At 38.6% G+C, this 24,555-nt stretch carries 20 protein-coding genes and 1 pseudogene; 5 read left to right on the forward strand and 16 right to left on the reverse strand.

What is annotated here, in order from left to right; translation table 11 throughout:
- The first annotated feature begins 29 nt into the window (after positions 1–29).
- The 5 genes from MSG37_RS00170 (at position 30) to MSG37_RS00190 (ending at position 7,028) form a co-directional block, all read left to right on the forward strand.
- Positions 30–1,103: a glycosyltransferase family 2 protein gene (locus MSG37_RS00170; RefSeq protein WP_248468571.1), complete on the forward strand. Its 1,074-nt coding sequence runs from the start codon at positions 30–32 to the stop codon at positions 1,101–1,103.
- Between the two features lie 331 nt (positions 1,104–1,434).
- A complete protein-coding gene (locus tag MSG37_RS00175; protein WP_248468572.1) occupies positions 1,435–3,579 on the forward strand; it encodes a WecB/TagA/CpsF family glycosyltransferase in 2,145 nt (714 codons plus the stop codon).
- A 10-nt stretch (positions 3,580–3,589) separates the two neighbouring features.
- Positions 3,590–5,137 (forward strand): NDP-sugar synthase, encoded by a 1,548-nt coding sequence (locus MSG37_RS00180; RefSeq protein WP_248468573.1) that lies wholly within the window; start codon positions 3,590–3,592, stop codon positions 5,135–5,137.
- A 77-nt stretch (positions 5,138–5,214) separates the two neighbouring features.
- Complete coding sequence (locus tag MSG37_RS00185) at positions 5,215–5,673, forward strand: adenylyltransferase/cytidyltransferase family protein (RefSeq protein WP_248468574.1); 459 nt, start codon at positions 5,215–5,217, stop codon at positions 5,671–5,673.
- A 14-nt stretch (positions 5,674–5,687) separates the two neighbouring features.
- Positions 5,688–7,028: a CDP-glycerol glycerophosphotransferase family protein gene (locus tag MSG37_RS00190; RefSeq protein WP_248468575.1), complete on the forward strand. Its 1,341-nt coding sequence runs from the start codon at positions 5,688–5,690 to the stop codon at positions 7,026–7,028.
- 34 nt (positions 7,029–7,062) lie between these two features.
- Here MSG37_RS00190 and rfbC read toward each other — a convergent pair whose 3' ends face one another.
- The 16 genes and pseudogenes from rfbC to MSG37_RS00270 form a co-directional block, all read right to left on the reverse strand.
- Complete coding sequence (rfbC, locus tag MSG37_RS00195) at positions 7,063–7,602, reverse strand: dTDP-4-dehydrorhamnose 3,5-epimerase (protein WP_248469114.1); 540 nt, start codon at positions 7,600–7,602, stop codon at positions 7,063–7,065.
- A 457-nt stretch (positions 7,603–8,059) separates the two neighbouring features.
- The gene (locus tag MSG37_RS00200) at positions 8,060–9,070 is read right to left on the reverse strand and encodes an NAD-dependent epimerase (RefSeq protein ID WP_248468576.1); all 1,011 of its coding nucleotides are present in this window, start codon (positions 9,068–9,070) and stop codon (positions 8,060–8,062) included.
- 418 nt (positions 9,071–9,488) lie between these two features.
- The gene (locus MSG37_RS00205; RefSeq protein ID WP_248468577.1) at positions 9,489–10,655 is read right to left on the reverse strand and encodes a nucleotide sugar dehydrogenase; all 1,167 of its coding nucleotides are present in this window, start codon (positions 10,653–10,655) and stop codon (positions 9,489–9,491) included.
- A 144-nt stretch (positions 10,656–10,799) separates the two neighbouring features.
- Positions 10,800–11,843, reverse strand: a complete 1,044-nt coding sequence (rfbB, locus tag MSG37_RS00210; RefSeq protein WP_248468578.1) for a dTDP-glucose 4,6-dehydratase — start codon at positions 11,841–11,843, stop codon at positions 10,800–10,802.
- A gap of 15 nt (positions 11,844–11,858) precedes the next feature.
- Positions 11,859–12,678 (reverse strand): annotated as a pseudogene (locus MSG37_RS00215) (sugar phosphate nucleotidyltransferase).
- 176 nt (positions 12,679–12,854) lie between these two features.
- On the reverse strand, positions 12,855–14,798 hold the full coding sequence (locus MSG37_RS00220) for a nucleoside-diphosphate sugar epimerase/dehydratase (RefSeq protein WP_248468579.1): 1,944 nt from the start codon (positions 14,796–14,798) through the stop codon (positions 12,855–12,857).
- 181 nt (positions 14,799–14,979) lie between these two features.
- Positions 14,980–16,155 (reverse strand): DegT/DnrJ/EryC1/StrS aminotransferase family protein, encoded by a 1,176-nt coding sequence (locus MSG37_RS00225; RefSeq protein ID WP_248468580.1) that lies wholly within the window; start codon positions 16,153–16,155, stop codon positions 14,980–14,982.
- 19 nt (positions 16,156–16,174) lie between these two features.
- Complete coding sequence (locus MSG37_RS00230; protein WP_248468581.1) at positions 16,175–16,804, reverse strand: acetyltransferase; 630 nt, start codon at positions 16,802–16,804, stop codon at positions 16,175–16,177.
- Positions 16,801–17,400, reverse strand: coding sequence for a sugar transferase (locus MSG37_RS00235; RefSeq protein ID WP_282446533.1), 600 nt, complete (start codon positions 17,398–17,400; stop codon positions 16,801–16,803). Before MSG37_RS00235 ends, MSG37_RS00230 begins: the two co-directional genes overlap by 4 nt.
- A gap of 11 nt (positions 17,401–17,411) precedes the next feature.
- A complete protein-coding gene (locus MSG37_RS00240) occupies positions 17,412–18,524 on the reverse strand; it encodes a glycosyltransferase family 4 protein (RefSeq protein ID WP_248468582.1) in 1,113 nt (370 codons plus the stop codon).
- Positions 18,521–19,363, reverse strand: coding sequence for a glycosyltransferase family 2 protein (locus MSG37_RS00245; protein WP_248468583.1), 843 nt, complete (start codon positions 19,361–19,363; stop codon positions 18,521–18,523). Before MSG37_RS00245 ends, MSG37_RS00240 begins: the two co-directional genes overlap by 4 nt.
- Positions 19,332–20,240 carry a glycosyltransferase family 2 protein gene (locus MSG37_RS00250; RefSeq protein WP_248468584.1) on the reverse strand — a complete coding sequence of 303 codons (909 nt, stop codon included), beginning with the start codon at positions 20,238–20,240 and terminating at the stop codon, positions 19,332–19,334. The genes MSG37_RS00245 and MSG37_RS00250 overlap by 32 nt, the downstream gene beginning before the upstream one ends.
- Positions 20,233–21,408 carry an O-antigen ligase family protein gene (locus tag MSG37_RS00255; protein WP_248468585.1) on the reverse strand — a complete coding sequence of 392 codons (1,176 nt, stop codon included), beginning with the start codon at positions 21,406–21,408 and terminating at the stop codon, positions 20,233–20,235. Before MSG37_RS00255 ends, MSG37_RS00250 begins: the two co-directional genes overlap by 8 nt.
- Entirely contained in the window at positions 21,398–22,144 is a 747-nt protein-coding gene (locus MSG37_RS00260; protein WP_248468586.1) for a protein kinase, read from the reverse strand. Before MSG37_RS00260 ends, MSG37_RS00255 begins: the two co-directional genes overlap by 11 nt.
- The gene (locus MSG37_RS00265; RefSeq protein ID WP_248468587.1) at positions 22,134–23,288 is read right to left on the reverse strand and encodes a hypothetical protein; all 1,155 of its coding nucleotides are present in this window, start codon (positions 23,286–23,288) and stop codon (positions 22,134–22,136) included. Before MSG37_RS00265 ends, MSG37_RS00260 begins: the two co-directional genes overlap by 11 nt.
- Positions 23,281–24,537 carry an oligosaccharide flippase family protein gene (locus MSG37_RS00270; protein ID WP_248468588.1) on the reverse strand — a complete coding sequence of 419 codons (1,257 nt, stop codon included), beginning with the start codon at positions 24,535–24,537 and terminating at the stop codon, positions 23,281–23,283. The genes MSG37_RS00265 and MSG37_RS00270 overlap by 8 nt, the downstream gene beginning before the upstream one ends.
- Between the last annotated feature and the right edge of the window lie 18 nt (positions 24,538–24,555).

A 24,555-nucleotide genomic window follows, 5' to 3' on the forward strand; every position in this document is an offset into this window, starting at 1 on the left:
CAAGCACTAAACGTTATCAGGAGGCTATTATGATCAACTACCAGCGCCCTAATCAGCCCGTTACCGTTTCTGTTGTTATGCCAATTTATAATGTTGAAGCATTTGTCAGTCAGGCTATCGCGTCAGTATTGGCTCAAAGCTTCACTCATTTTGAATTACTGTTAGTCAACGATTGCTCGCCTGATAATAGCTTAGCCCTATGCCAACAATTTGATGATCCTAGGATCCAGATTATCAATCATGCACAAAATCAGGGACTCTCTGCAGCCAGAAATACCGGCATTCGTCACGCTAAAGGTCGATATGTCGCTTTTATTGACTCTGACGATATGTGGCATGCTGAAAAGCTTCAGCAGCATGTGGCCCACCTAGATGGTGCTCCAGAGGTCGGGATCAGTTTTTCACGCTCTCTTTTTATGGATTATAACGGCGACAAAACTCAGTTCTATCAAATGCCGCAGCTTAATAGCATTGATGCTAAACACTTGTTGTGCAGAAACCCTGTCGGCAACGGCTCAGCACCAATATTACGTAAAGAGACCTTAAGCGATATTCAGTATCGCGGTGCGACAGGACACCTATGCTACTTTGACGAAACGTTCCGACAATCTGAAGATATTGAGTGTTGGTTAAGGATCATCACAACCACTCATTGGCAAATAGAAGGGATCCCGGCACCTTTAACTTTCTACCGCCTCAATGAGCAGGGCTTATCAGCAGATCTAGTTAAGCAATACCAGTCGTGGGAAAAAATGATCGATAAAGCCCGTGGATATGCCCCCCGATTACTTGAGCAATACGAGAAAAAAGCGCGCGCTTTTCAATTACGTTATATTGCTAGGCAGGCTATTCGTAATAAAAATGGTCAACAAGCAGTAAAACACTTCCATCAAGCCCTAAAAACTTGTCCAAGTATTCTTCAAGCAGAAACTGGACGAACGCTAGCGACTATGGCGGCAGCTTATTCGCTAAGGTTACTTCCTTTATCTATTTATAACCAAATTGAATCGGCAGCGCAGTCAGTGCTGGGACGAATTCAAAGTGCACGGATAAGTAAAGATGGTGTGAGCGAAAATTTGTTAAAACATAATTCCAATGTTTAAGGGCTAGCCCTTTAATAAACAGATTAATGCTATTAACTATTAGCTATTAGCTTATAGTTAATAGCCCCTTTCAGTTTTACATACTCACTCACCCCCAACTCCTATAAACGCTATTTGCAGCCTGCCTTGCAAGTTGCAAATAGCTTCTTCATTTAGCAAAACATCCGGTCCAAGAATAAGCAAACCAAGATAAGCTGTTGTATTTAAATAAATTTTATAGTTGGCAAGCTATGTGCATTTCTACATATGAGTACTGATATACAAGTACCGTTATAACTAGGCAGAAATAATAAAACCGCAATCGTTCGCTGAATAAATGGAAGGAAAGATTATGCCAAATGACCCAGCTAGCAAGATTAGAACACCATTTAGCATTCGTTGCTTTGACTGTGTCAGTGGGATTATTTCGCTCGTTATCGTGAGCCCCTTGATGGTCTATGGCTATTTAAGAAGTCTATTTACCTCAAACTCAGCATTTGAAAGTGTTTATATCAAAGGTAATTCAGAGCAGATCATCGAACTACTGCAATTTAGCTACAACGGCTGGTACAAAAAGCTGCCAATACTGCTCAATTTAAGCAAAGGTGATATTGCTATTATTGGCGCTCAGGCAGAATTTGTCTTAGCCGATATCAATACAGCCCCTATTACAGACGAACATAAAGCTAACCCAAATATCAAACCTGGTTTGATGTCTATGGAGCAGCTAAATGCACTTACGGGCTTAAATTTTGAAGACGGCGTTAACGCCTTAGCTAAAGCGAACAGCAGCTTGGCTCGTTATCTTATGGCAATTATTAGAAGCCTTGTACTGCGTACCACTATGGCGCTATTTTTTACTAATACGCCGAAAATGAGTAAATCCATTTCACTATTTGGGATCTCGCTTAACAATTGGACCATGCAGCAACTGCTGAATGAGGTCCTGCTGCAGTGCCAAAAAGGCACGGCAGACACCACGTCCCTAGATGTTGAGTTGCCTAGTTCCAAAGTATCAAATGCTCATACTCCGAGTAATGAATTTGCAGGCATGCAACAATACGCTTTTGTTAATGCTGACTGCCTAAATATCAGCACGCAAAATGAACACTATCGTCAATGTCTACAACAAAGCCAGCGCATATTTGCCGACGGTATCGGGTTGAGAGTCGCCTGCTTAAGTAAAGGCGAAGCCTTACGAGCAAATTTAAATGGTACAGATCTGTTTCCTAGGCTTTGCCAGCTTGCAGCACAGCAAGAGCTATCAATTTATATGCTCGGTGGCGCAGCAGATGTGGCACAAACTGCTGCGCAAAATATGCAAGCACGCTATCCAAACCTTAAGATTGCGGGTACTCATCACGGTTATTTCAACACCGCAGCAAACAGCCAAGATAATCAACAAGTCATACAGGCAATAAACAGTGCCAATGCCGACATACTATTAGTCGCAATGGGTGCACCAACTCAAGAGCTTTGGCTTGCGCAAAACAAATCGCAACTTAACTGCACGATCGGTATAGGTGTTGGCGGGCTATTTGATTTTTATTCAAACCGGATTAAACGCGCGCCGTTGTGGCTAAGACAAATGGGATTGGAGTGGACTTTTAGATTACTGCAAGAGCCTAAAAGAATGTGGAAACGCTACATCGTTGGCAATCCAGTATTTTTGTACCGTGTATGGCGTGAAAACCGTCAACTTAAAAAGCGTATAACACAACAAAGTACGCCGCAAAAAGCCAAAACGCAGCCAGGAGCTTCCTTAACCGATGCGCAACTAACTACCCAATTGCAAGCACAACTTGGCAAGGCATACAGACGCCAAGCAGAACTGCCTAGTTTTGATTGTAAACGAGCCAATGTACGCCGAGCACAATTTGATTTAGCTATGCGCTGCAGTAAAGCAGCAAAGCGCTGTTTAGACCTCGCTGGCTCTGCAATATTACTATTGTTACTCGCCCCCATTTTTGCTCTAACCGCAATAGCGATAAAAGTGAGTTCTCGCGGCCCAGTGCTTTACAGCCAACCTCGCTCTGGTCTTTACAACCGTCCATTTACCATGTGGAAGTTTCGTTCTATGTACCAAAATGCCGATAAGCGACTTGCAGCACTAGCTGAAAGTAACGAAATGAATGGCGGCGTAACTTTTAAGATGAAAGCCGATCCGAGGATTACATTTATTGGTCGCTGTATACGCAAAACATCAATCGATGAATTACCACAACTTTGGAATGTACTGAAAGGAGATATGTCGCTTGTTGGACCACGCCCGGCACTTATCTCAGAGGTCGAACAGTACAAACTACATCACCGTAATAGGCTCGCGGTAAAACCAGGTATTACCTGTATTTGGCAAGTATCTGGCCGCTCAACCATTCCATTTGAGCAACAAGTAGAACTTGATATTGAGTATATCTACAAGCAATCGTTAGTTGCCGATCTATGGCTACTGCTAAAAACTATTCCAGCGGTGATTTTTGCCCGCGGTGCATACTAAGGAGCGTCCTATGCAAGCAGTCGTATTTGCAAACCGTAATGGCGCAGAATTAACGCCTTTAAACAGCTTATACTGCCCAGCATTACTACCTGTTAGCAATAAAAGTGTTATTGAGTACACCTTAGAAGACTTAGCCGAGGCCGGTGTAAAACAGGTCAAGCTTGTTGTATCTACTCAAGTTAGTCAACTCAAAGCATTAATTGGTAGTGGCGAGCGTTGGGGCTTGAGCGTAGATTACTTTTTAAGTCGCGAGCAAGAGCTTGCATCTGAAGTACTCAAACGAATGGCGCTTGGTAAATCCCAATCTATCTTGCTGGCTCGCGCCGATATTCTGCGTAGCCCAAGCATTAAGGCATTTGTTGCTTTCAGTCAACAAATGCCCGCTAGTTTAGTCATAGCAAAAATCAATAATCAAAATGCAGGGCTAATGATGTTACCAGCGGCAGCGGCCCACACCAGTGCAATGAATTGGCCATTGCCACCTAGTGAGCAACTCATCGAAAAAATACATTGCGATAGCGTAACCCAAGTGCTGCACGGTGACTGCTTTATGCTGAACAGCTTAGATAACTACGTACAGGCAAACCAGGCAATGGCAATCGCCAAAGTGATTGGTAGTAGTCCGCAAGGTCGGTTTTTAAGTGCTGCAAGCCAAGGTTGCGGTTTTTATGTCGGCGCAAAAACTAAAACAGGTCAACTAAGAAATCAAAATGCTTGGGGCGTGATTGGGGATAATAGCTGGATTGATGAAAGCGTTACTATGCAGCAAAACATCGTGGTGGGGAGAAACTGTTTAGTCGACAAAAACTGTAACCTTAAAAACTGCATTATTTTAGATGACAGCTATGTTGGCCAAAACCTAAATGTAAGCAATGCGATAATCTGCAACTCATTACTGATCTCAGTTAATACTGGCGGCTATATCAAGCTAGATGATAAAAGCCTGCTAGCAAGAAACCAAAATTCTCACGTTGATAACACTGAAGTCAGTGCAACCGAACAAGCCATAGCTCTTGTAATGTTGATCAGCGCTTTGCTAATTAGCCCTTTATTATTAATCGCGGCATTACTGCATAACCGTAAGCAGCCGTTATATACGGAATTACTAACCGTTGATGCAAAAACATATTCAAGCTGGCGTCTAAATTTAAGCTCGCCATTTATCAGCCGGCTACCTCAATTAATGTTCGTTGTGCGCGGCAAACTGAACTTGCTAGGTTGTAATCCATTTAAGCGTTCAGCACAAATAATAAAGGATAACGAGCACAAACAACAAACCAATCAAGCAGCATCAGAGAGTAATGAAACGACTCAGTCTCTTGATACCAGCCTGTTTAATCTGAACCAGTTGGAGCTCAATTCTGATCAGTCAACTGCTTTTGGGGTATATGGCCCACTGCAGTTACAAGATAGCAGTAACATTCCAGAAGAAGAACAACAACTTATTGAAGCAGAGTTTGCCCAGCTGACCACCAAGCAACAGCTAATGAAGTTGGTCACAAAACTATCGCCTATTAAGTCCGCAAAACATACTAAAACACAGGCAAACATTACTTGAATTTAAACCGCAATAACATTAACTAACAATATGTTAGCCATAGAAAATGAAACAATAGCGCACAGGAGAATATCGTTATGAAGACAATTATCACTTACGGTACATTCGATCTATTCCATTACGGTCACGTTCGCTTATTTAAACGCCTCAGAGCATTAGGCGATAAACTGATTGTGGCAGTGTCGACTGATGAGTTTAACGCCAAAAAGGGCAAAGCGGCTTTTTTCAGTTACCTGCAGCGCAGTGAGATTGTCGAAGCATGCCAATACGTTGATATGGTAGTACCTGAAAGCAGCTGGGATCAAAAGGCTAAAGATATTTGCCGCTACGACGTAAGCGTATTTGGGATGGGAGATGATTGGCGCGGCGAGTTTGACGAACTGCGTCTGTTATGTGACGTTGTTTACTTAGACAGAACTGGTGAGATCTCATCGACTGAAATCAAAAACAGTTTAGCTAAAAAGCCTCGTGTACAAGAGGAAAACATACAGGACACAAATAACCCCTGTACGCCCAATAATAAAGCAAACAAATAACAAAGAAGCGAATAATGGCATTAACACTAAGACATAAATTAAAAGTAACGGATTACTTAAAGGCCTGCGTAAGAAAGCTAATTTATACCTTAGTGGCTGTTTTTCCGCGAAGTAACCATAAAGCCGTATTTGGTAGCTATAAAGATAGCTTTAGCGATAACAGCAAATATCTATACTTACATTGGCAACACAATCAATTTATCCGCGCCATTTGGATTAGCGGCAATAAAGACGTTGTACGCCAACGGACTGAATTCGGCCAAGAAGCCTATTATCGTTGGTCTCCAAAAGGGATATTCCATTGCCTCAGTGCAAAGTACTATTTTTACAACAGTTACATTGGTGATATAAACCAATGGTTTGCTAACGGTGCCACCAAAATCAATTTGTGGCACGGTTTACCAATGAAAAAAATTGAGTTTGATATCAATAATGGGCCAATGGCAGAGGTGTTTAATCCTCAATGCAGACTTAACCAGTTTAAACAATGGTTAATCAGTCACCAACAACTTATCAAACCGGACTTAATGTTAAGCCCGAGTCCACTGATGGATGACATTTTCAGTAGTGCTTTTAGGCTGTTCCCTACCAACATCAATGACAGTGTTACAGACTTCCCCCCCAATATTGGTGCGCATTCAACAGAGCTAGCTTCAGATAACACTCAAAGCTCTGCGTTAGTGCGCGCGGGGAATCCACGAACCGACTACTATCACAGCTATCCGAAGCAGCAAACTGATTTAGGTTACCTAATAAATGACTCAGTGACAGGTACAAACTCCAGTTCAGTTACACCGCCGCAATACATTCTTTATGCGCCATCATGGCGGGATAATAAGCAACAAAACAATCCATATTTACAAGCTTTTGATTGGCAAAAATTGTCAGACCACCTTGTACAAAATAATCAAATATTACTGCTGCGCTTACACCCTAATGAGATTGCATTAGCTGCTGACTTTGTCGACTTTCCGAACATTGTCAATATCTCTCATCTGGAAGATGTTTACGGTATTTTAGGGCAAATACACCTACTGATTACCGATTATTCATCGCTATTTATCGACGCGTTGCCACTTGATACTGCAATCTGTTTCTACCGCTTTGACGAGCAAGATTACTTACAAGATTGCCGCGACATGTACGAATACGCCAACAAACTGCCAGAGTTTGCACCAATATGTGAAAGTTTTGAGCAATTACTTGAACAGCTACAACCTCAAGCAATTAGTGGGCAAACAGAGCTGTATAGACAGGTATATAAAGATGTAAGCCAGCAATTTTGGGGGAAAGATGGGATAAATCGAGGCAGTGCTTTTAGCGCATTAGAAACAGCGCTAAAGCAACAAAGATAAGACTAACGAACAACGACAAGAAATGTATAGAGTGCTAGGTCATTGCCACTCTATCTTTGTCGGAAAGTATCGGCTCAATGCCCTGCTCTATTGGCCAATCAATAGCAAGCTCTGGGTCATTCCAAGCCAAAGTTTGCTCAAATTCAGGCGCATAGTAATCGGTACACTTATAAATAATGTCAGCATAATCACTTAAGGTATAAAACCCATGAGCAAAGCCTGGCGGAATATACATTTGCAGCTTATTGTCAGCCGAGAGTACTTGCGAGAACCACTGCCCGTATGTTTTTGAATCTTTGCGAATATCTACCGCAACATCAAAAATACTACCTGCAACCACACGGATAAGCTTACCTTGAGCTTGCAGCACTTGGTAATGTAAGCCACGTAACACATGTTTTTGAGAGCGGCTCATATTCTCTTGAACAAAAGTCGGGCAAACGCAACCAGCCTGAGTAAACAAAGATTCAAACTCAGATTGACGAAAGGTTTCCATAAAAAAGCCACGCGCATCGCCAAAAACTTGCGGCTCGAACAACAGTACATCTGGAATTAAAGTCGGTAATAGTTTCATCATGTTTATTAAAGTTTAAAGAAGGTTCTAGATTCTAGGGTGCTTCGCTCACGGAAGACGGAACGTTCACAGGCTCACTCACAAAACGATGCGCTGACGGTATAAGCTTAAAAGAATCACAAGCAAAGGCAAAGGCAAAGACGAAGTATTCCGTAAGGCCGAAGAGGCCGGGCCGTTTTCCATCTCAGCTTCTACCCTCTTAGCTTTAACCTAGAATCTAGAAGTCGCAACGTGACGCTCTCGCAGTGACGTAGTCACGTCCTCGAAGCGCAGCCTTTAACCGTAAGCGAAGCGTTCCGTAAGGCCACAGGCCGTTCCGCTTTATAAGTTTTAGCCCATCAACATTATACATATACCAAAAGAGCTGATGGCATAAATGCCAACATAAAAGCCTAGAATCAGCTTTCCTAAAGCCTAGGCCCTGCTTTCCCTAGGACCTTCTTAGCTTTTAATCTTCTCAGCTTTTCAAATAATACTCTTTATACCACTCAACAAACTTCTGGACGCCATCTTCAACACTGGTTTGCGGCTTATAACCTACCGTCTTGAATAGATCTTCGGTATCAGCCCAAGTTGAATGTACATCACCTGGCTGCATATCCATCATGTTCTTAATGGCTTCAATACCTAACGACTTTTCAAGTGCAGAGATATAGTCCATTAACTTAACCGGGCTTCCATTACCAATGTTGAATACTCGATACGGCGCAGAACTCGTTGCAGGTATTGCTTCATCAGCATTCCAATCTGGATTCGGGGCAGGAATGCTATCTTGAATACGAATGATACCTTCAACGATATCATCTATATAAGTGAAGTCGCGACTTAGATTACCGTGGTTATAAACATCAATAGCTTCACCTTTCACTATCTTATTGGTGAATTTTAACATGGCCATGTCTGGACGACTCCACGGCCCATAGACAGTGAAGAAGCGAAGTCCAGTTGTTGGCAATCCGTAGAGATGAGAATAAGTGTGCGACATCAACTCATTGGCTTTTTTAGTTGCAGCATATAGTGAGATAGGATGATCAACACTGTCATCAGTAGAAAATGGCATTTTAGAATTCAGGCCATAAACAGAACTTGACGAGGCATATACTAAGTGTTGAATTTTATGCTGACGACAACCTTCAAGGATAGTTAAATGTCCAACTAAGTTACTATCTGCATAAGCCATTGGGTTATCAATAGAGTAACGTACGCCGGCTTGCGCTGCTAGATGGATCACTCTATCAAAGCCTTGCTCAGCAAACAGTGTAGCAATGGCATCTCGGTCGGCTAAGTCTAACTTTTGAAATGAAAAAAGAGCCTGTGGCTCTAGGTTTTTAAGGCGATCCAGTTTTAAGTTTACGTCGTAGTAATCGTTGATATTATCAATACCAACAACCTCATGACCTGAAGCACATAAGCGCTCACTTACTTTTGAGCCAATAAAACCTGCTGCACCTGTTACTAAATATTTCATAAAAATCTCTTTTGTTAAAAAAGGTTCTAGGACGGTCTCAGCTCTACTAGGAAAGTAAAAAGCCCAAGCGCCACCAGTAACCTTTCTTATTATCTTCTAATTTCTGCTTATTCGTCTCAGCCTTTAACCGTCAGCAAAGCGTTCCATATGTGATCCTGCGAACGTTCCGTTATCCGTAAGGCCAAAAGCGGTTCCGCTTTTCCGTCTTAGCTTTTACCTAGAATCTACTTTTCCTAGGACCTTCTTAGCTTTTAGCTTAAGAAGCGCAGCGCCATGTTAGGCTTTAACCGTCAGCAAAACGTTCTGTAAGTGAGCCAGCGAACGTTCCGTTATCCGTAAGGCCAAAGGCCGTTCCGCTTTTCCGTCTTAGCTTTTACCTAGAACCTGCTTTTCCTTAAGCCAAGGACCTTCTCAGCAATCAATCCGACCCAAACAAGTCGCGGGTATAAACCTTACCAGCAACATCGGCCAGCTCATCTACCATGCGGTTAGATACAATGACATCTGACACCGCTTTAAACTCTGCAAGCTCTTCAATAACACGTGAGTTAAAGAAGTCTGGCTCGTTTAATACCGGCTCAAATACCACGACTTCAATACCTTTAGCTTTTATTCGCTTCATAATGCCCTGAATAGAAGATGCTCTAAAGTTGTCAGAGCCTGACTTCATAATGAGTCGATAAACACCCACGATTTTTGGTTGTTTTTTAATAATCGAATCTGCAATAAAGTCTTTGCGGGTAGAGTTTGCGTCAACAATTGCGCTTATCAAGCTATTCGGGACATCCTGATAGTTAGCGCGTAACTGCTTAGTGTCTTTAGGTAAACAGTAGCCACCGTAACCAAAAGATGGGTTGTTATAATGACTACCAATACGTGGGTCTAGCCCTACACCTTCAATAATTTGGCGCGAATCTAAACCGTGAGACTCAGCATAACTATCTAGTTCGTTAAAATATGCTACACGCATCGCAAGATAAGTATTTGAAAATAGTTTAACCGCTTCGGCTTCAGTAGAATCTGTATAAAGAATATCGATGTTTTCTTTGACTGCGGCATTGCTAAGTAAGTTAGCAAATACTTCTGCCCGCTCGGAACGTTCACCAATAATGATACGTGAAGGATGCAAGTTATCAAAAAGCGCTCGGCCTTCGCGTAAAAACTCCGGAGAAAAAATAATATTTTGCGTATTAAACTTCTGCTTAACTGACTCAGTGTAACCTACAGGTACTGTAGACTTAATGATCATAACTGCATTGGGGTTTATCGCTAATACATCCTGAATAACAGCCTCTACTGACCCTGTATTGAAGTAATTTGTTTCAGTATCGTAATCTGTCGGTGTAGCTATAACCACGTAATCGGCATCTTGATACGCTAGTTCTTTATCAAGTGTCGCCGTTAAATCTAGCTTTTGATTTTGTAGATAATCTTCTATCTCGGCATCAGCTATAGGTGATAAGCCTTGGTTAATCATCTCCACCTTTTCAGAGATAATATCAACTGCAACAACGCTATTGTTTTGAGCCAATAGCACCGCATTTGAAAGGCCAACGTAGCCAGTTCCAGCTATAGCAATTTTCATCTTAAAACCTTAAAAAATAATATCCGCGTAAAATACCACTCAATCATAAAAAAGTCTTGTACAACCCATTTACTCAAGCTTCCCAAACCGAGCGTAACCAAGGTCTTTAATGAGCTTATACTCATGACGACTGGCTATTATATTTTAGCCTTTAAATAACGAGTTTTCTTGAGCGATGTACCACTCTACCGTTTTGCGTAACCCTGACTCAAACGACTCTAAAGGCTTCCATCCTAACTCTTTTTGAATTTCTGTAGAGTCAATTGCATACCGTTTATCGTGCCCTGGCCTATCATCTACATAAGTAATCAGTTCCTTAAATCCGCTAATATTACTTTGAGATTTTAATGAATTAGGACTACTCGGTACTAATTCCTCTAACAAATCACAGATAGCATTAACGACATCGATATTGTGTTTTTCACAACTTCCACCAATGTTATATGTTTGCCCAATGGCACCATTAACTAATACGCAATAAAGCGCTTTTACGTGGTCTTCAACATATAACCAGTCACGAACTTGCAAACCATTGCCATAAATAGGAATAGGCTTACCTTGAACCGCATTGAGTATCGTTTGCGGGATAAGCTTTTCTTTATGTTGAAAAGGGCCATAATTATTAGAGCAGTTGCTCACAACTACAGGTAAGCCATAAGTTCTATGCCAAGCACGAACTAAATGATCAGATGCAGCCTTGCTCGCTGAATAGGGAGAGCTAGGATCATAGCGGCTTGCTTCAGAAAATAGCCCATCACCCTCGATGTCTCCGTACACCTCATCGGTTGAAATGTGATGAAAACGAAAACACTCTTTTTGTCCAGTACTGAGAGAGGCGCAATATTCACGAGCGACTTCAAGTAACGTATATGTAGCAATAATATTGGTTTGCATAAACTCACCAGAACCATTGATTGAGCGATCAACGTGACTTTCTGCAGCTAAGTGCATGATACAATCAGGTTGATACTCTTTGAACAGTCTAACGATTAAAGCGCGATCGCAAACATCACCATGAATGAAAGAATAGCGCTCTAAAGATGTTAGTTCTGCTAAGCTATTTTCATTGCTAGCATAAGTAAGTTTATCAAGATTAATCACTCTATTATCTGTGTGAGCAATCAAAAACCGTATCAATGCCGACCCAATAAAACCTGAGCCGCCCGCGACTAATATGACTTTACTCATCACAAAATCTCATCACTATCCTTCAACCAAATTAAGTAAATATTGCCCATAACTATTGTGCGCCATCGATTTTGCTAGTCGAATAATATCAGCACTGGATAACCAACCACTTCTCCAGCCAATCTCTTCTAAGCAAGCAACCTTTAAACCTTGAACTGTTTCAATCGTTTGCACAAAAGATGATGCGTGCTGCAAGCTATCAAATGTACCTGTATCTAACCAAGCAAATCCACGACCTAACTTTTCAACCTTTAGTTGGCCCAACAGCAGATAAGCTTGGTTGATATCAGTGATCTTTAACTCTTTTCGGGCTGATGGTTTTAAGTTCTTTGCAATACTTATCACTTTGCTATCGTAAAAATAAAGTCCCGTCACTGCCCAATTTGATTGAGGCTGTACAGGCTTTTCTTCAATAGATCGCGCCTTAAAGTCTTTATCAAATTCAACAACCCCAAACCTTTCTGCTTGATCTACTTGGTAAGCAAAAATGGTGGCGCCAGATCTACACTTAACAGCAGAATTTAACAATTGAGTAAAACCTTGCCCATAGAAGATATTATCTCCCAAAATAAGGCATACGTTACTATTGCCGATAAAGCTTTCCGCAATAATAAATGCCTGAGCAATACCCTCTGGCCTTTCCTGAATAGCAAAAGTCAGCTGTACACCAAAATCGCCAACATCAGAACAGATAATGGCAGTAAATCATCGGTTTGTCATAAACAGGTAATAGCTACTTCGATACAATACGCGTGATTGGATAAAGTCGAGAGCCTGCACCACCAGCTAATACGATCCCTTTGGTAGCAGTTTGGTTACTAGTAATATTTTTCAAAAGAAACACCAACCAATAAACACAATTAAACTATATGCAAACAATTATTAGATGAGCCGAAATCTTATTTATGACTCAGATTACAACCTCAGTAGAGTAATTAAGCTAAATCAGTATGGCTTAAAAACAAGAAAACCAGCTCAATGAGCTGGCTTTCAGGGTTCAAGCAAATTTAGTTAAGAGACTATTGAGACAACTTTTTTATTTTCAGTCTCTAATACTGCTTCTTCTGTGCGTTGCTGCCAAACTAAATCACAGATCCCATCTGTTGGATTGAAGCCTGTCGGAGCACTAAGCAAAATATCTCTAATCGCTTCATGTTGGAACTGATGGCATGCTGAGTCTAGTTTATTAAGGATAACCTCAAGCTCTTGCCAAGGCAGGTATTGCTCATTAGCAGTCATGATGCGCTCATGATCCGTACCTGTCACATCATCACCGATCAATAATTCCTCATATAGCTTTTCGCCAGGACGAAGGCCGCTATACTCAATACTGATGTCACCTTTAGGATTAATATCATCTTTAACTTCAAATCCACTCAAGCGGATCATTTTTGCAGCAAGGTCGACGATCTTGACTGAGTTACCCATGTCTAGAACGAATACATCCCCACCTTTACCCATTGCACCAGCTTGAATAACTAATTGTGAGGCTTCAGGTATAGTCATGAAGAAACGAGTGATTTCTGGGTGCGTTACGGTTACAGGACCACCTGATGCAATCTGCTTTCTAAATAATGGAACAACAGAACCTGATGACCCAAGCACATTACCAAAACGAACCATGCAAAAACGGGTTGAATGTGACTCATTAGCTAAAGCTTGCAGCGCTAGCTCTGCTAAGCGTTTAGTTGTCCCCATAACGTTAGTTGGACGAACCGCTTTATCGGTAGAGATAAGCACAAATGTTTCAACCTTAGCGGCGATTGCAGCTTGTGCAGTGTAGAGAGTGCCAAACACGTTGTTTCTAATACCTTCTATAACGTTATGTTCAACTAATGGTACGTGTTTATAAGCTGCAGCGTGATAAACGGTTTGTACCTCAAATGCTCCCATCACTGCAGCCATACGGTTTTTTCTTTGAACAGAGCCCAGCATAGGATAGATTTCAATATCTAATCCTAAACTTAAAGCCAGAGCGGATAGTTCTCGCTCAATGGAATATAAACCAAATTCTGACAGTTCAAACAAAACCAATTTCTTAGGTGATTGTTTAATAATTTGACGACATAGCTCTGAGCCAATAGAACCACCGGCACCAGTGACCATAACAACTTTATCTTTGATATTGGCCGTCATTAAATCTTCACGAGGCTTTACACTATCACGCCCCAGCAGATCATCAATCTCGACCTCTTTAATATCGCTATAAAGCTTATTACCGCTGACTAGGTCAGCCATTGCAGGCAATGTAAGTACCTGTACAGCTAACTGCTCTAAAGAGAGTAGAATCTCTTTACGGCGCGCTCTTGAAGCGCTAGGCAAGGCTAACAACACCTTGGTTGCCTGCTTATCTCTAATCAATTTACGCATAATCGATGGCGAGTGTACATGTACCCCTTGAATTACTGTACCGTGCAGTGTTGTATCATCATCGACAAAAGCGAAAGGGTAATATTCATGGCTTTGAACCAAGGCCGTTAGCAGTTGGCGACCACTTACACCGGCTCCATATATAATCACGGGTTCACCGACGCGCTTCATTCCTGTACCAACAAACGCCCGCACCATAGTGCGCGTACCACCAATGAATACTATTGAGAATGCGGCATATATAATCGGTACTGTTCTAGGAAGCTGCGATTCAAAATAGTAAGTTAACAATACTAAGCTTACGGTTGAAACTAGCACCCCTAACAAAATTGCCGTTAGTGCCTGTAGTCCCATGTAACGTAAAACAGCTCGGTACAAGCCAAGCTTTGCGAAACCTAAAATACTTAGCGGCACAACGCCCGCGATGAGCAACCAATAGGTACCATTAATGAGTACACTGACATCATCGACACGAACGAGTATCGCCCCCCAAAACGCTATGACTAAAAACAACGAGTCAATCAACACACTTACAATTCGTTTTTCCACTCGTTTTAACGAAAACAAGCACTGCAAAAAATCCATTTTTTGCTCCATTTTGCTAGAAGGGTTCATAAATTATAACTACTAAGAATTAATATATGTAAATCAATGTATAAAAATCAACCAGCTTCACCAGTGTTTCTGTGCTAGATTTTATAAAAAATAAGCTTTCATACCAATAAAGAAACTAATAGAAATACAGATTAAAGAACAATTATCTGAATTAGATTTGAGCCGAGAGCAAAACATTACGAATCACCTCGCAGCTTTTCTTTAATTCACTTTTAGTTAACGTCGGGTGAACTAAAAACATAAGACTTGTCTCACCAAGTTTTACTGCATTTGGCAGAGGTTTTTTGGGAATCCAAGGGGTATTATCAAAAGCCTTTTCTAAATATACCTCAGAGCAACTCCCTTGAAATGCTGGCACTCCATTTGCCACAATCGTTTCGAGAACACGATCTCTAGTCCATCCCTTAGCTAAGAATTCTGGTTGTATAAAGAGGTAATGTTTATATTCAGCGTGTTCGATGTGTGGTGGAACTTCCACGGTTCTCACTACATTCAAATCTGCAACTGCATTATCAATTGCTTTCCCATTATTTTTTCTAATCATGGACCAATTTGACATTCTCTTTAACTGTATACGGCCGATAACAGCTTGAATTTCGAGCATACGCCAATTGGTGCCAAAACTATCATGTACCCATCGAAATCCAGATGGATGCTTTTTATTATATACAGAATCAAAACTCTTCCCATGATCTTTATATGACCACATAAAAGACCATAGTTCTCGGTCATTGGTGGTCACCATTCCTCCTTCTCCACCTGTTGTCATAATTTTATCTTGGCAGAAAGACCAAGCTCCAATATGCCCGATACTTCCAACTGAACGACCTTTATAGCGAGCACCATGTGCTTGAGCGCAATCCTCAATAACATAAAAACCATGTTTACGAGAAAGGTCCATTATGGGATCCATTTCAGCAGGCATTCCAGCAAGATGAACAACTATAACAGCTTTAGTTTTAGGAGTTAAAACAGCTTCTATCGACTCTGCTGTAATATTCTGACTATTTAAGTCCACATCAGCAAAAATAGGGGTTGCCCCAGCGGTGACAACCGTAGAGACGGAAGCTAGGAATGTACGGGGAGTAACGATAACATCATCACCAACACCGACGCCAAGTGCTTTTAAAGCAACATCTAATGCAAGCGTACCATTAGAAAGCGAGACAGCATATTCAGTGCCAGCCCATATCGCGAACTCCTTTTCAAACTCTCGGCATTCTGTACCAGTCCAATAATTGACTTCATTAGATAATAGAACACTACTAACAGCAGCAGATTCTTCCTGTGTAAATGCAGGCCATGGTGAAAACGGGGTATTAAGCACGAATTTTTCCTAATTTTATTTAACGTAAAGAAATAATAGGCCTTGCAGGAGACCCTATGACAGTAGAATTATTTTCAACAGGGTGTATGACGCAAGCCCCAGCCCCAACTATAACGTTAGTTCCTAACTTCAGTGCCTGTAAAACAGAAGCTCCCATACCGACCCAGCTACACACACCTACTTCAACGGAGCCAGCAAGCTTCGCACCAGGGCTGATATGAACTCCATCGTCTAACCGACAGTCGTGGTCAACTGTCGCTCCGGTGTTTACGATATTGGCTTTACCAATGATTGAAAAAGAACCAACAACAGCACACGCCATGATGACACTACCAGCTTCGATGCGAGCGAATTGACTAACAACAGCATTAGGGTGGACTAATGATACAATCCTTGCATCGGCTTGTTCCAATAATACTTGTTTAGCTAACCTTATTTTATTCTCACCAATTCCAATACAAACGGCACTAAATTCTTTGCATCTAAGGACTAGATCTTCAGTGTTTCCAATAACTCGCCAAGACTCCAACTTGTCAAGCCCTGGATATCTATCATCAAAAAAATAAACAGAAGTATAGCCGCAGAGCAATGCTATTTCCGCAAGCACTTTTCCATGCCCACTAGCTCCTAAAATTGCAATACTTTTCATTTTACAGACTTGTTTCCCTTAAATGGCTCGACAGTTACATGACCGTGAGCAGAAATCCCTTCTTTTATAAAAACTTTTTTCAGAGTCATTAACAGAATCTTAAAGTCTAGCAAGAGGGATTGGTTTTCGACATACCAAACGTCGAGCTCAAATTTTTCGCGCCAAGATATAGCATTCCTACCATTAACTTGAGCCCAGCCAGTAATACCCGGCCTAACTAAATGTCGTTTGGCCTGGGTCGTATTATACAAGGGTAGATATTCAACTAAAAGAGGCCGTGGTCCAACCAAACTCAAATCACCCTTTATCACATTTAATAGACTTGGGAGCTCATCAATGCTACTTGCACGCAAAATTTTACCAAATTTAGTTAATCTAACCTCATCTGGACTTAGGGAACCATCACTTTCTAGTTGTTCAGTCATTGTTCTAAACTTGTAAAGCTTGAAGATCTTGGAGTTTAAACCTGGTCTTTTTTGAGTAAAAAGTACTTGCTTACCCAGAAAAATTCTTACTAATAAACCGACTACCATAAGTAACGGAGCAAGCATTAGCAAAAGTAAAAGAGAAATTACAAAATCTAAACAACGTTTCAAAATTCTAGTCCTTATAATCTTGTGTTATAAAATGAGATTAACGCTTGAGTTAAATTTGAAGAAGCAAAATGCTTTATTGCTCGTTCTTTTGCCTGCGATGAATAAGATTTGAGCGCAGCATTATTATCGATGAAAAAAAACATCTTGTCGCAAATATCCTCGGCGTCAAAAACCTTATGAAGTAAACCAGAGTAACCATCAAGAATTGAGTCTTGGATTCCGTAGATATTCGAACCTATACTCGGGATACCACAACTCGCGGCTTCAATAATAACAGTCCCAAAACCTTCTCTATGACTAGGCAAACAAAATAGATCTGCAGCCATCATATATTTTTCAGGCTGTCCTGTTGAACCCAAGATAATTACATCATCTACAAAAACTTCACTTAAAAGTTGTTCTTCATCAGGGCCAACAATCAATAACTTTACGGAATTTTTGATTGCAACTCTAGTTTGTAAAAGGCTAAAAGCTTTTAAAAGCTCCGGAATTCCTTTTTCAGAGTTAACTCTTCCAAGATATAAAAATAAAAAATCAGATTCTTCTATTGAAAGCTCATTCCTAACACTACACCTTACTTCTGCTGATGGTGAAAAACGTTTAGTGTCAACTCCAGAAATCGAACCATGCGCTAAAACAGAAGATTTACTCGAAGTTACTATTCCTTCAGTGATGATAAAATTTCTTTGGGAATTACTATCTACCAAAATATGAGAAGCGCAACTAGCAGTAATTTTATCTGCAATCTTAAGAGTCAAACGCTTTATCCCAGTTTTATTTACCCAAACTTGCCCTGTAAAAGTATGAAATCTAGCCTTTATTCCGGCAACGGTTGCTGCTACCATAGAAAGCAAACCAGCCTTAGGAGTAACGGAATGAACAATATCAAACCTATAACTCTTAAAAATAGAAACCAGTCTAATTAGAGCTAAAATGTCATGAAATATCGAAACCTTCCTTTCGATCTTAACATTAATTACTCTTACCCCTTCAATAACAAGGTCATCATTACATGAGCTAATCAAAAAAACTTCATTTTCCTTGCTCAACTCTTTAAAAAAATCCAGCAAAAAACTGGTTGCAGTCATTGGAGTTGCAGTTACAAAAGCAATTTTTCTTTTCATCTTAAAGCGCCTTTTTGCCTTACAAACCTTACTATAAGTTTAAAGAAACTAAACAAAATCAAAAAAATAAATCGTAAACTCCCAATTTTATTAGCTCTAAAAAACTCCAAATATATACTTAAAACTCCTTTATGCATCTGCCATAAGTTACTGCTTAACCCTCCAGAATAGTCATCACCAAAAGAGTACGAAAGTTCACTTTGTAAACTTTTAATAGAACCATATTCGTCAACTATTTCTAACCATAGTTTATAATCCTCTGCGTAATACTTCGGTGAAAAACGCTCAACAATCGACTTTTTGATCATAACACTTCGGGTAGCGATTTTATTACTAAGTAATAATTTTTCGAAGGTTAGTTCCTCTACTTCAGTTATTATCGAATCAGAGTCGTACATTACAGGAAATTCTATTTCACCATTTATTCTTTTGCTATTGTGACAAGTGATTACGCATGCAGGGTCTTTAGTTATAGCATCGAATTGTATTTCAATTTTTCTAGGATGCCAAATATCATCAGCGTCTAGAAAGGCAATGTACTCTCCAATAGCAACGTCCCAGCCTATATTCCGTGCTGCACCAGGACCAGAATTTTTTTCTAAATTAATAATCTTAATCAGATTTGACACACCCAACTTTACTTCCAGTAAAGAAATAACTTCAAGGGTCGAATCCTGGCTACAATCATTGATTAGAATAATTTCGGCTACGCTACAAGTCTGATTAACAACTGATTGAACAGCTCTTTCAATTGTATTTTCACAATTGTAGCAAGGGATGATGACACTTATGGGGGCTGAAGAGCTACTATTTACAGCCATATTTACCTCTAATTCCATCAGCAATACCTAAACAGATATTCTTAAACTTACAAAACTTTTTATCTTCAAAAAACACCAATAAAAAAAGCAACTTTAAACTTGAAATAAAGTCCCAAGAAAAGTAATAAAGATACTTAAATCCGTACTTTTTAAATATATGAACCTTGTTTCTTGAGAGGTAATAGTACCTAAGAGGGCTATGAAATGTAGGAAAAAAACTCTTTCCGAAAATTTTCTTTTCTATCTGAGCGCCATACTCTTGAAAAAGTATTGATTTATTATCAATGACAACTTTATACCCAAATTTTTGCATTCTTAAACCATACTCATTATCTACCCCTTCAATGAACAATCCTGCCCAAAACTCGCCAGTTTCCTCCCAAACATGAAGATCAATCAAACTTCCTGAAGTAATGTTGAAAATAACTTCCAATGGCGTATTTTTTATTACTGTTCTTTTAAAAGTGAATCTAGATGATTTAGTTATAAACGTTGATCTAAATTCGCCGGTATTGTTCTCGAAAATTTTTGGAACAATTTTTGGACCGACAACCGCAATATTATCAGAGCACGATATAGTATTAATCAGTGATTCGACTAAGTTATTTGTAATCAAGCTATCTTGATCAAGTAATAACGAATGAGTAATACCTTTCAACTTTAAATATTTGCAGCCTATATTAAGGGCGTCAGCGATACCCAAATTACCATCATTAATAATAACCTTTACTTTTATTCCTTTTACAAGCTCATCAATACTTTCTTCGTCGAAAAAGTCTGAACCATTATCAACAATGACAATAGTACTAACCTGATATGAAGCTGCCAATAGATTTTTTTTAAACTCTTCAAAATTAGGGTTGTAAGTGACAAATACTGCGCCTACTTCAAGCATTGTTTTCCTCCGATAAACTGAAACTTTTACGACGCCTTAAGTTGAGTGTCAATAAAATCAAAATAAACCCAATACCTATAGGATTGTTGACATATGGATTAGTTAAAGACATCAAAACTGAAGCTATCATTGCGATTTTAAAGTGTGTCAAAAATTTAAAATCTACAAGACATAAATAGAACAAGTATAAATATAAACATAAACCAAAAATTCCTTGTTCAACTAGTATATCCATATATGAATTCTCTTGGTGTTGTTTTTTAGTTGGTAGCTCAGTCCCGAATCCATTACCAATTAAGTAACTATGTTCTAAAACTTCCAAGGACTCATCAATTACCTGATATCTATTTTCCATCCCCCTATCATTTTCTAAATTTGTTAATCTAGAAAAATCTAAATATGAAAGTGATATAAAAAATGAAAGACCCAGCGCTACTGCAATCAATAAAAACTTTTTCAAACTTAACTTATTAGAGGCCAAAACCAAAACAAAGCCAATAGCGAGGCATAGTATTAACCCTTTAGTCATTGATAGAAAAATTGCCAAGATACCTAAACCAAGGGTTAATAACTCAAAGAAATTGACCTTTGACTTATCATATACACGTCCAAAGATAATTACTGATGTGACTAACACATAAAATAAACTAGGATAAAATACAAAGCCACCAGGTCTAAACCATAAAATCTCCCGACCAGTCCACGACTCTAACAATATTCCGTAGCTATAGCCTTGACCATCAAAAAAAGTCTTAATTACAAAGTACGATACAATTACGAACGTTGAAACAATGAAACTAGAAACGTAAAGAATTCTATAGATATATGTAAAACTAATATCCCATTTATTCATATAAAAATAAAATGGGAAAAACATCAAAAAGTACAACATTGGTGACACATCATTAAAAATAATATTATGATCATGCCCTTTCATGATGCCAATGAAAGCGAATAGAAAAACACCAAAAATCATCAAAAAAACTACAAAATGATGCTTTGAGAAACGCACACTATCATTGGATAAAATCAAATCTAGGAAGAAAGATAATAACAAAAATACAAAAAAAATCTGCCTTAAAGGGATACCAAAAATAGTAAAAACTTGACCGCTGCCACCAATAAAAAGTTCAATCAGACAAGCTGTAAAAGCTATTTTAGTGAGCATAGACAAACTCACCAATCATGTCTTGAATCTTCCTGACATATTCGGCATTCATTAGATTTAAATCAATTTTGCTTTTATTACTTAACTCTTTTAAAATTTCATTAAAGGAGTACGCATCGTCCCAAATAAGAGATGAAAATTTGTACTCCCCACCTAGATTAACTAAGCGTTCTAACGTATATTCATAGTGTTTTTTAAATTCAGATATACTAAGCGCAATTGAAAATTCAAAATCTATTAATGTAACATTCAAGTTATTATCTATCATAATATTATCAGGTCTAATATCACAGTGAACAATTTTACGGTCTCTCAAATATATCAATATATCGTAAAATTGTTTACTCACATAGAACAACTCATCTTCTGTAATTTTACGCGAAAACTCGGTTAATGTGCTCGCGTTCAACATTGAGGAGCATAATGTTACACCGAAAGGTGATACATCATGAAGCAGTAAATTACATAAATGGTCATTACTCGATGAACCAATAACTTTAGCGAGTTGAATCTCGCGACCTATTTTCTCTTGATTTTTATAGCACTTAATAAATACTTCTCTTTTTTGATAAACGCCTTTAAAAAAGATTGCTTTTTGGTTCCAAAACTTAACTCTTGTAGGTCTTAAATCACTTATACCTATGCTATGAACATACCTTTTATATTTCTTTGAATACAATAAATACCAAAAAAAAGAAAAAAGATAATTACGAGCTGCGATCAATTTACCTTTCATTTAAAGTAACCATCCTTTTAACCATTTTCTTAAAGGCCCTATACTTCATTACAACATGTCGCTTAAAGCTAGATTTAGCACCTACTAGTTTAAAATTGTAAAACACTGACAAATCATTAGGTTCAACGAATTCAAAACAGTTTTCCCCCATATATGATTTTAACAGGGATAGCTTATCATTTTGTTCCTTTATGCCAGAGATAGCCAGGTTATTAGCCATAACTTCAAATCTATTCTCATAGTCGGCCGCAATACGCTCTTTATGAACTAACGCATGATACAAGAGACTGTAAAAATAAATTTTATTTTCAGGTCTAAAGTAGATATTTTCAAAAAGGTATCTTGAAGATATTAACTTTTCGGAAAACTCGCTATCCATATAACCATCACCGATTGTACGAATATCAAAGTTGACTCTTTCTCCGGATACAATCACCTCATTAGCAACTCGTTTAGAAAAAGGGTAAAGCTCTCGCCCATTAAGTATTAATTGAGCTTCTTCATAATTACGCGCCATTATATCAATATCAAGATGATCTTCACTTGTCATATTATCAAAAAAACCTTCAAAGTTACGCAGCACGCAATACTCTAATGTGTTATTTAAGACATTAAATAATTGAGGGAAGTTATCCCAACCATTAGTACCAATCAAGTCGCGTTTAAAACTTTCTTCTTTAAATGTTTTTGGCAATTTTGCATAATATTCTTCATAAGTAACACCGAAAACTAATGCTAAATTATGAGAGGTTTCTTCAACACTATTAGTTGCATGAATTTTATGACCATTTCCAGTCCATTCTCTATATTTGACTTTACAGTCAAATACCCTCTTATTAACCAACTCTTCTCCGTCATTTGTTTTCCGGTATGAATAGATTGGTTCTTTATCTTCAACAATTAATAAAATGAACTCGCCTGTGCCGCAATGTTTCATTTTACTTTTTGCATACCTAGCTTTTATCGCATAAAACCTAGAGAAATTTTTATATGCATTCCCATTATTCCAGGTGATATTATATCTAGCTCTGACATTAAAATTATTAGAAAGATCATTAATTATTTCAGTCTCTTTATACCTAGCTTCTTCCCAAATAATTAATACATGTAATTCGCTTTTACTTATATTTTCTTTATCATTCATCTTTCACACACTTATAAACTAAAAAATACGAAACTATATTCTTAAACACGAGGCTAAGCATTGTAGAAATGGCAGCACCAAGTAGACCATAGTAAGAGACAAATAAAATGCTAACTGCAATATTAAAACAACCTGAAACCAATAATAAGTTCTTATACATACCTTCATAGCCGCACATCATAAGAACGATTGCACTTGGGCCAGTAGCTAACAAAATAAAATTTCCGAAAGCAATTATAATAAGGGGAATGAATCCTGCACTATATTGCTCACCAAAAAAAAGGAGTAATTCATTCCCAAAAAAAATGATTATAACAAAATAGATAATTCCTATGTAAAAGGAGACTCTTGTCAGCTTTTTATAAAGCCTTTTCACTCCCAACCTATCACTATTAGAATTCATAATTGCAAACTTGCTACTATAAATACTACTTATTGCAATCAAAGTAATGCTAAAAGGCAAAGCAAACCTTAGGATTACATTATAAATACCTACATCCGAATTACTCGATAAAGCGCCAAGAACAATCGTATCTATCGTTGCAAAAATAAAGTTGGATATCGCAATAAAATAAAAGCTAACCAACTGTCTCCGATCAATATTATATTTTCTATAGGTAAAGAAAAGACTTTTGACCGATGAGATAACTCTCATATAATAATAGATTGATGAAACCACAAACATCAATACTGTAGATATTAATATTGAAATAAAAACTACATCATAAACATTGAAACCCAATAATACACCGAGAAAGAGCACAGTCACATTAATTAAAGGAAAAAGTAAGCTTGGCAATACAATAGAAAAGTTTAAGAAACCAGATGCCTTACAAGACTCCGAATAAATATAAGACATATTGTAGAAAAATAATGACCCTATAATATAATAGTACTTTTCCTTAAGTTCTTTACCATCAAAAAAATAAAATTCAATTACATCTTGAAAACTTAATGCAAGCAAAGATAAAACTAAAGACATAATCAGTATCTTAAACCTAACATTACTTAATAGATTTACAATTGCTTCGAAGTCGCCATCCCTATAGTAAATTGATACTTGTTTTAAGACATAATTATCAAAACCTAAGCGAGATACTGCCATTAAAAATGTTAAAAGCGTAATTGATAGATAATAAACACCTAAATCTTCCGGTTGAAGTAGTTTACCTAAGTAAAAAACATATAAAACAGAAAGTGCAAGGCCTACAACTTTTATGGTAGAAAAAGACAAAAATTTTTTTAACACTCTTCCCCCCACATTAAA

The organism is Shewanella sp. 1CM18E, assembly GCF_023161665.1.
Lineage (GTDB): Bacteria > Pseudomonadota > Gammaproteobacteria > Enterobacterales > Shewanellaceae > Shewanella.

Bases quoted from the DNA above. Each gene is read 5' to 3' on its own strand.
- MSG37_RS00170 (WP_248468571.1), top strand. From the start codon at position 30: ATGATCAACTACCAGCGCCCTAATCAGCCCGTTACCGTTTCTGTTGTT.
- MSG37_RS00175 (WP_248468572.1), top strand. From the start codon at position 1,435: ATGCCAAATGACCCAGCTAGCAAGATTAGAACACCATTTAGCATTCGT.
- MSG37_RS00180 (WP_248468573.1), top strand. From the start codon at position 3,590: ATGCAAGCAGTCGTATTTGCAAACCGTAATGGCGCAGAATTAACGCCT.
- MSG37_RS00185 (WP_248468574.1), top strand. From the start codon at position 5,215: ATGAAGACAATTATCACTTACGGTACATTCGATCTATTCCATTACGGT.
- MSG37_RS00190 (WP_248468575.1), top strand. From the start codon at position 5,688: ATGGCATTAACACTAAGACATAAATTAAAAGTAACGGATTACTTAAAG.
- rfbC (WP_248469114.1), bottom strand. From the start codon at position 7,602: ATGAAACTATTACCGACTTTAATTCCAGATGTACTGTTGTTCGAGCCG.
- MSG37_RS00200 (WP_248468576.1), bottom strand. From the start codon at position 9,070: ATGAAATATTTAGTAACAGGTGCAGCAGGTTTTATTGGCTCAAAAGTA.
- MSG37_RS00205 (WP_248468577.1), bottom strand. From the start codon at position 10,655: ATGAAAATTGCTATAGCTGGAACTGGCTACGTTGGCCTTTCAAATGCG.
- rfbB (WP_248468578.1), bottom strand. From the start codon at position 11,843: ATGAGTAAAGTCATATTAGTCGCGGGCGGCTCAGGTTTTATTGGGTCG.
- MSG37_RS00220 (WP_248468579.1), bottom strand. From the start codon at position 14,798: ATGGATTTTTTGCAGTGCTTGTTTTCGTTAAAACGAGTGGAAAAACGA.
- MSG37_RS00230 (WP_248468581.1), bottom strand. From the start codon at position 16,804: ATGAAAAGTATTGCAATTTTAGGAGCTAGTGGGCATGGAAAAGTGCTT.
- MSG37_RS00240 (WP_248468582.1), bottom strand. From the start codon at position 18,524: ATGAAAAGAAAAATTGCTTTTGTAACTGCAACTCCAATGACTGCAACC.
- MSG37_RS00245 (WP_248468583.1), bottom strand. From the start codon at position 19,363: ATGGAATTAGAGGTAAATATGGCTGTAAATAGTAGCTCTTCAGCCCCC.
- MSG37_RS00250 (WP_248468584.1), bottom strand. From the start codon at position 20,240: ATGCTTGAAGTAGGCGCAGTATTTGTCACTTACAACCCTAATTTTGAA.
- MSG37_RS00255 (WP_248468585.1), bottom strand. From the start codon at position 21,408: ATGCTCACTAAAATAGCTTTTACAGCTTGTCTGATTGAACTTTTTATT.
- MSG37_RS00260 (WP_248468586.1), bottom strand. From the start codon at position 22,144: ATGAAAGGTAAATTGATCGCAGCTCGTAATTATCTTTTTTCTTTTTTT.
- MSG37_RS00265 (WP_248468587.1), bottom strand. From the start codon at position 23,288: ATGAATGATAAAGAAAATATAAGTAAAAGCGAATTACATGTATTAATT.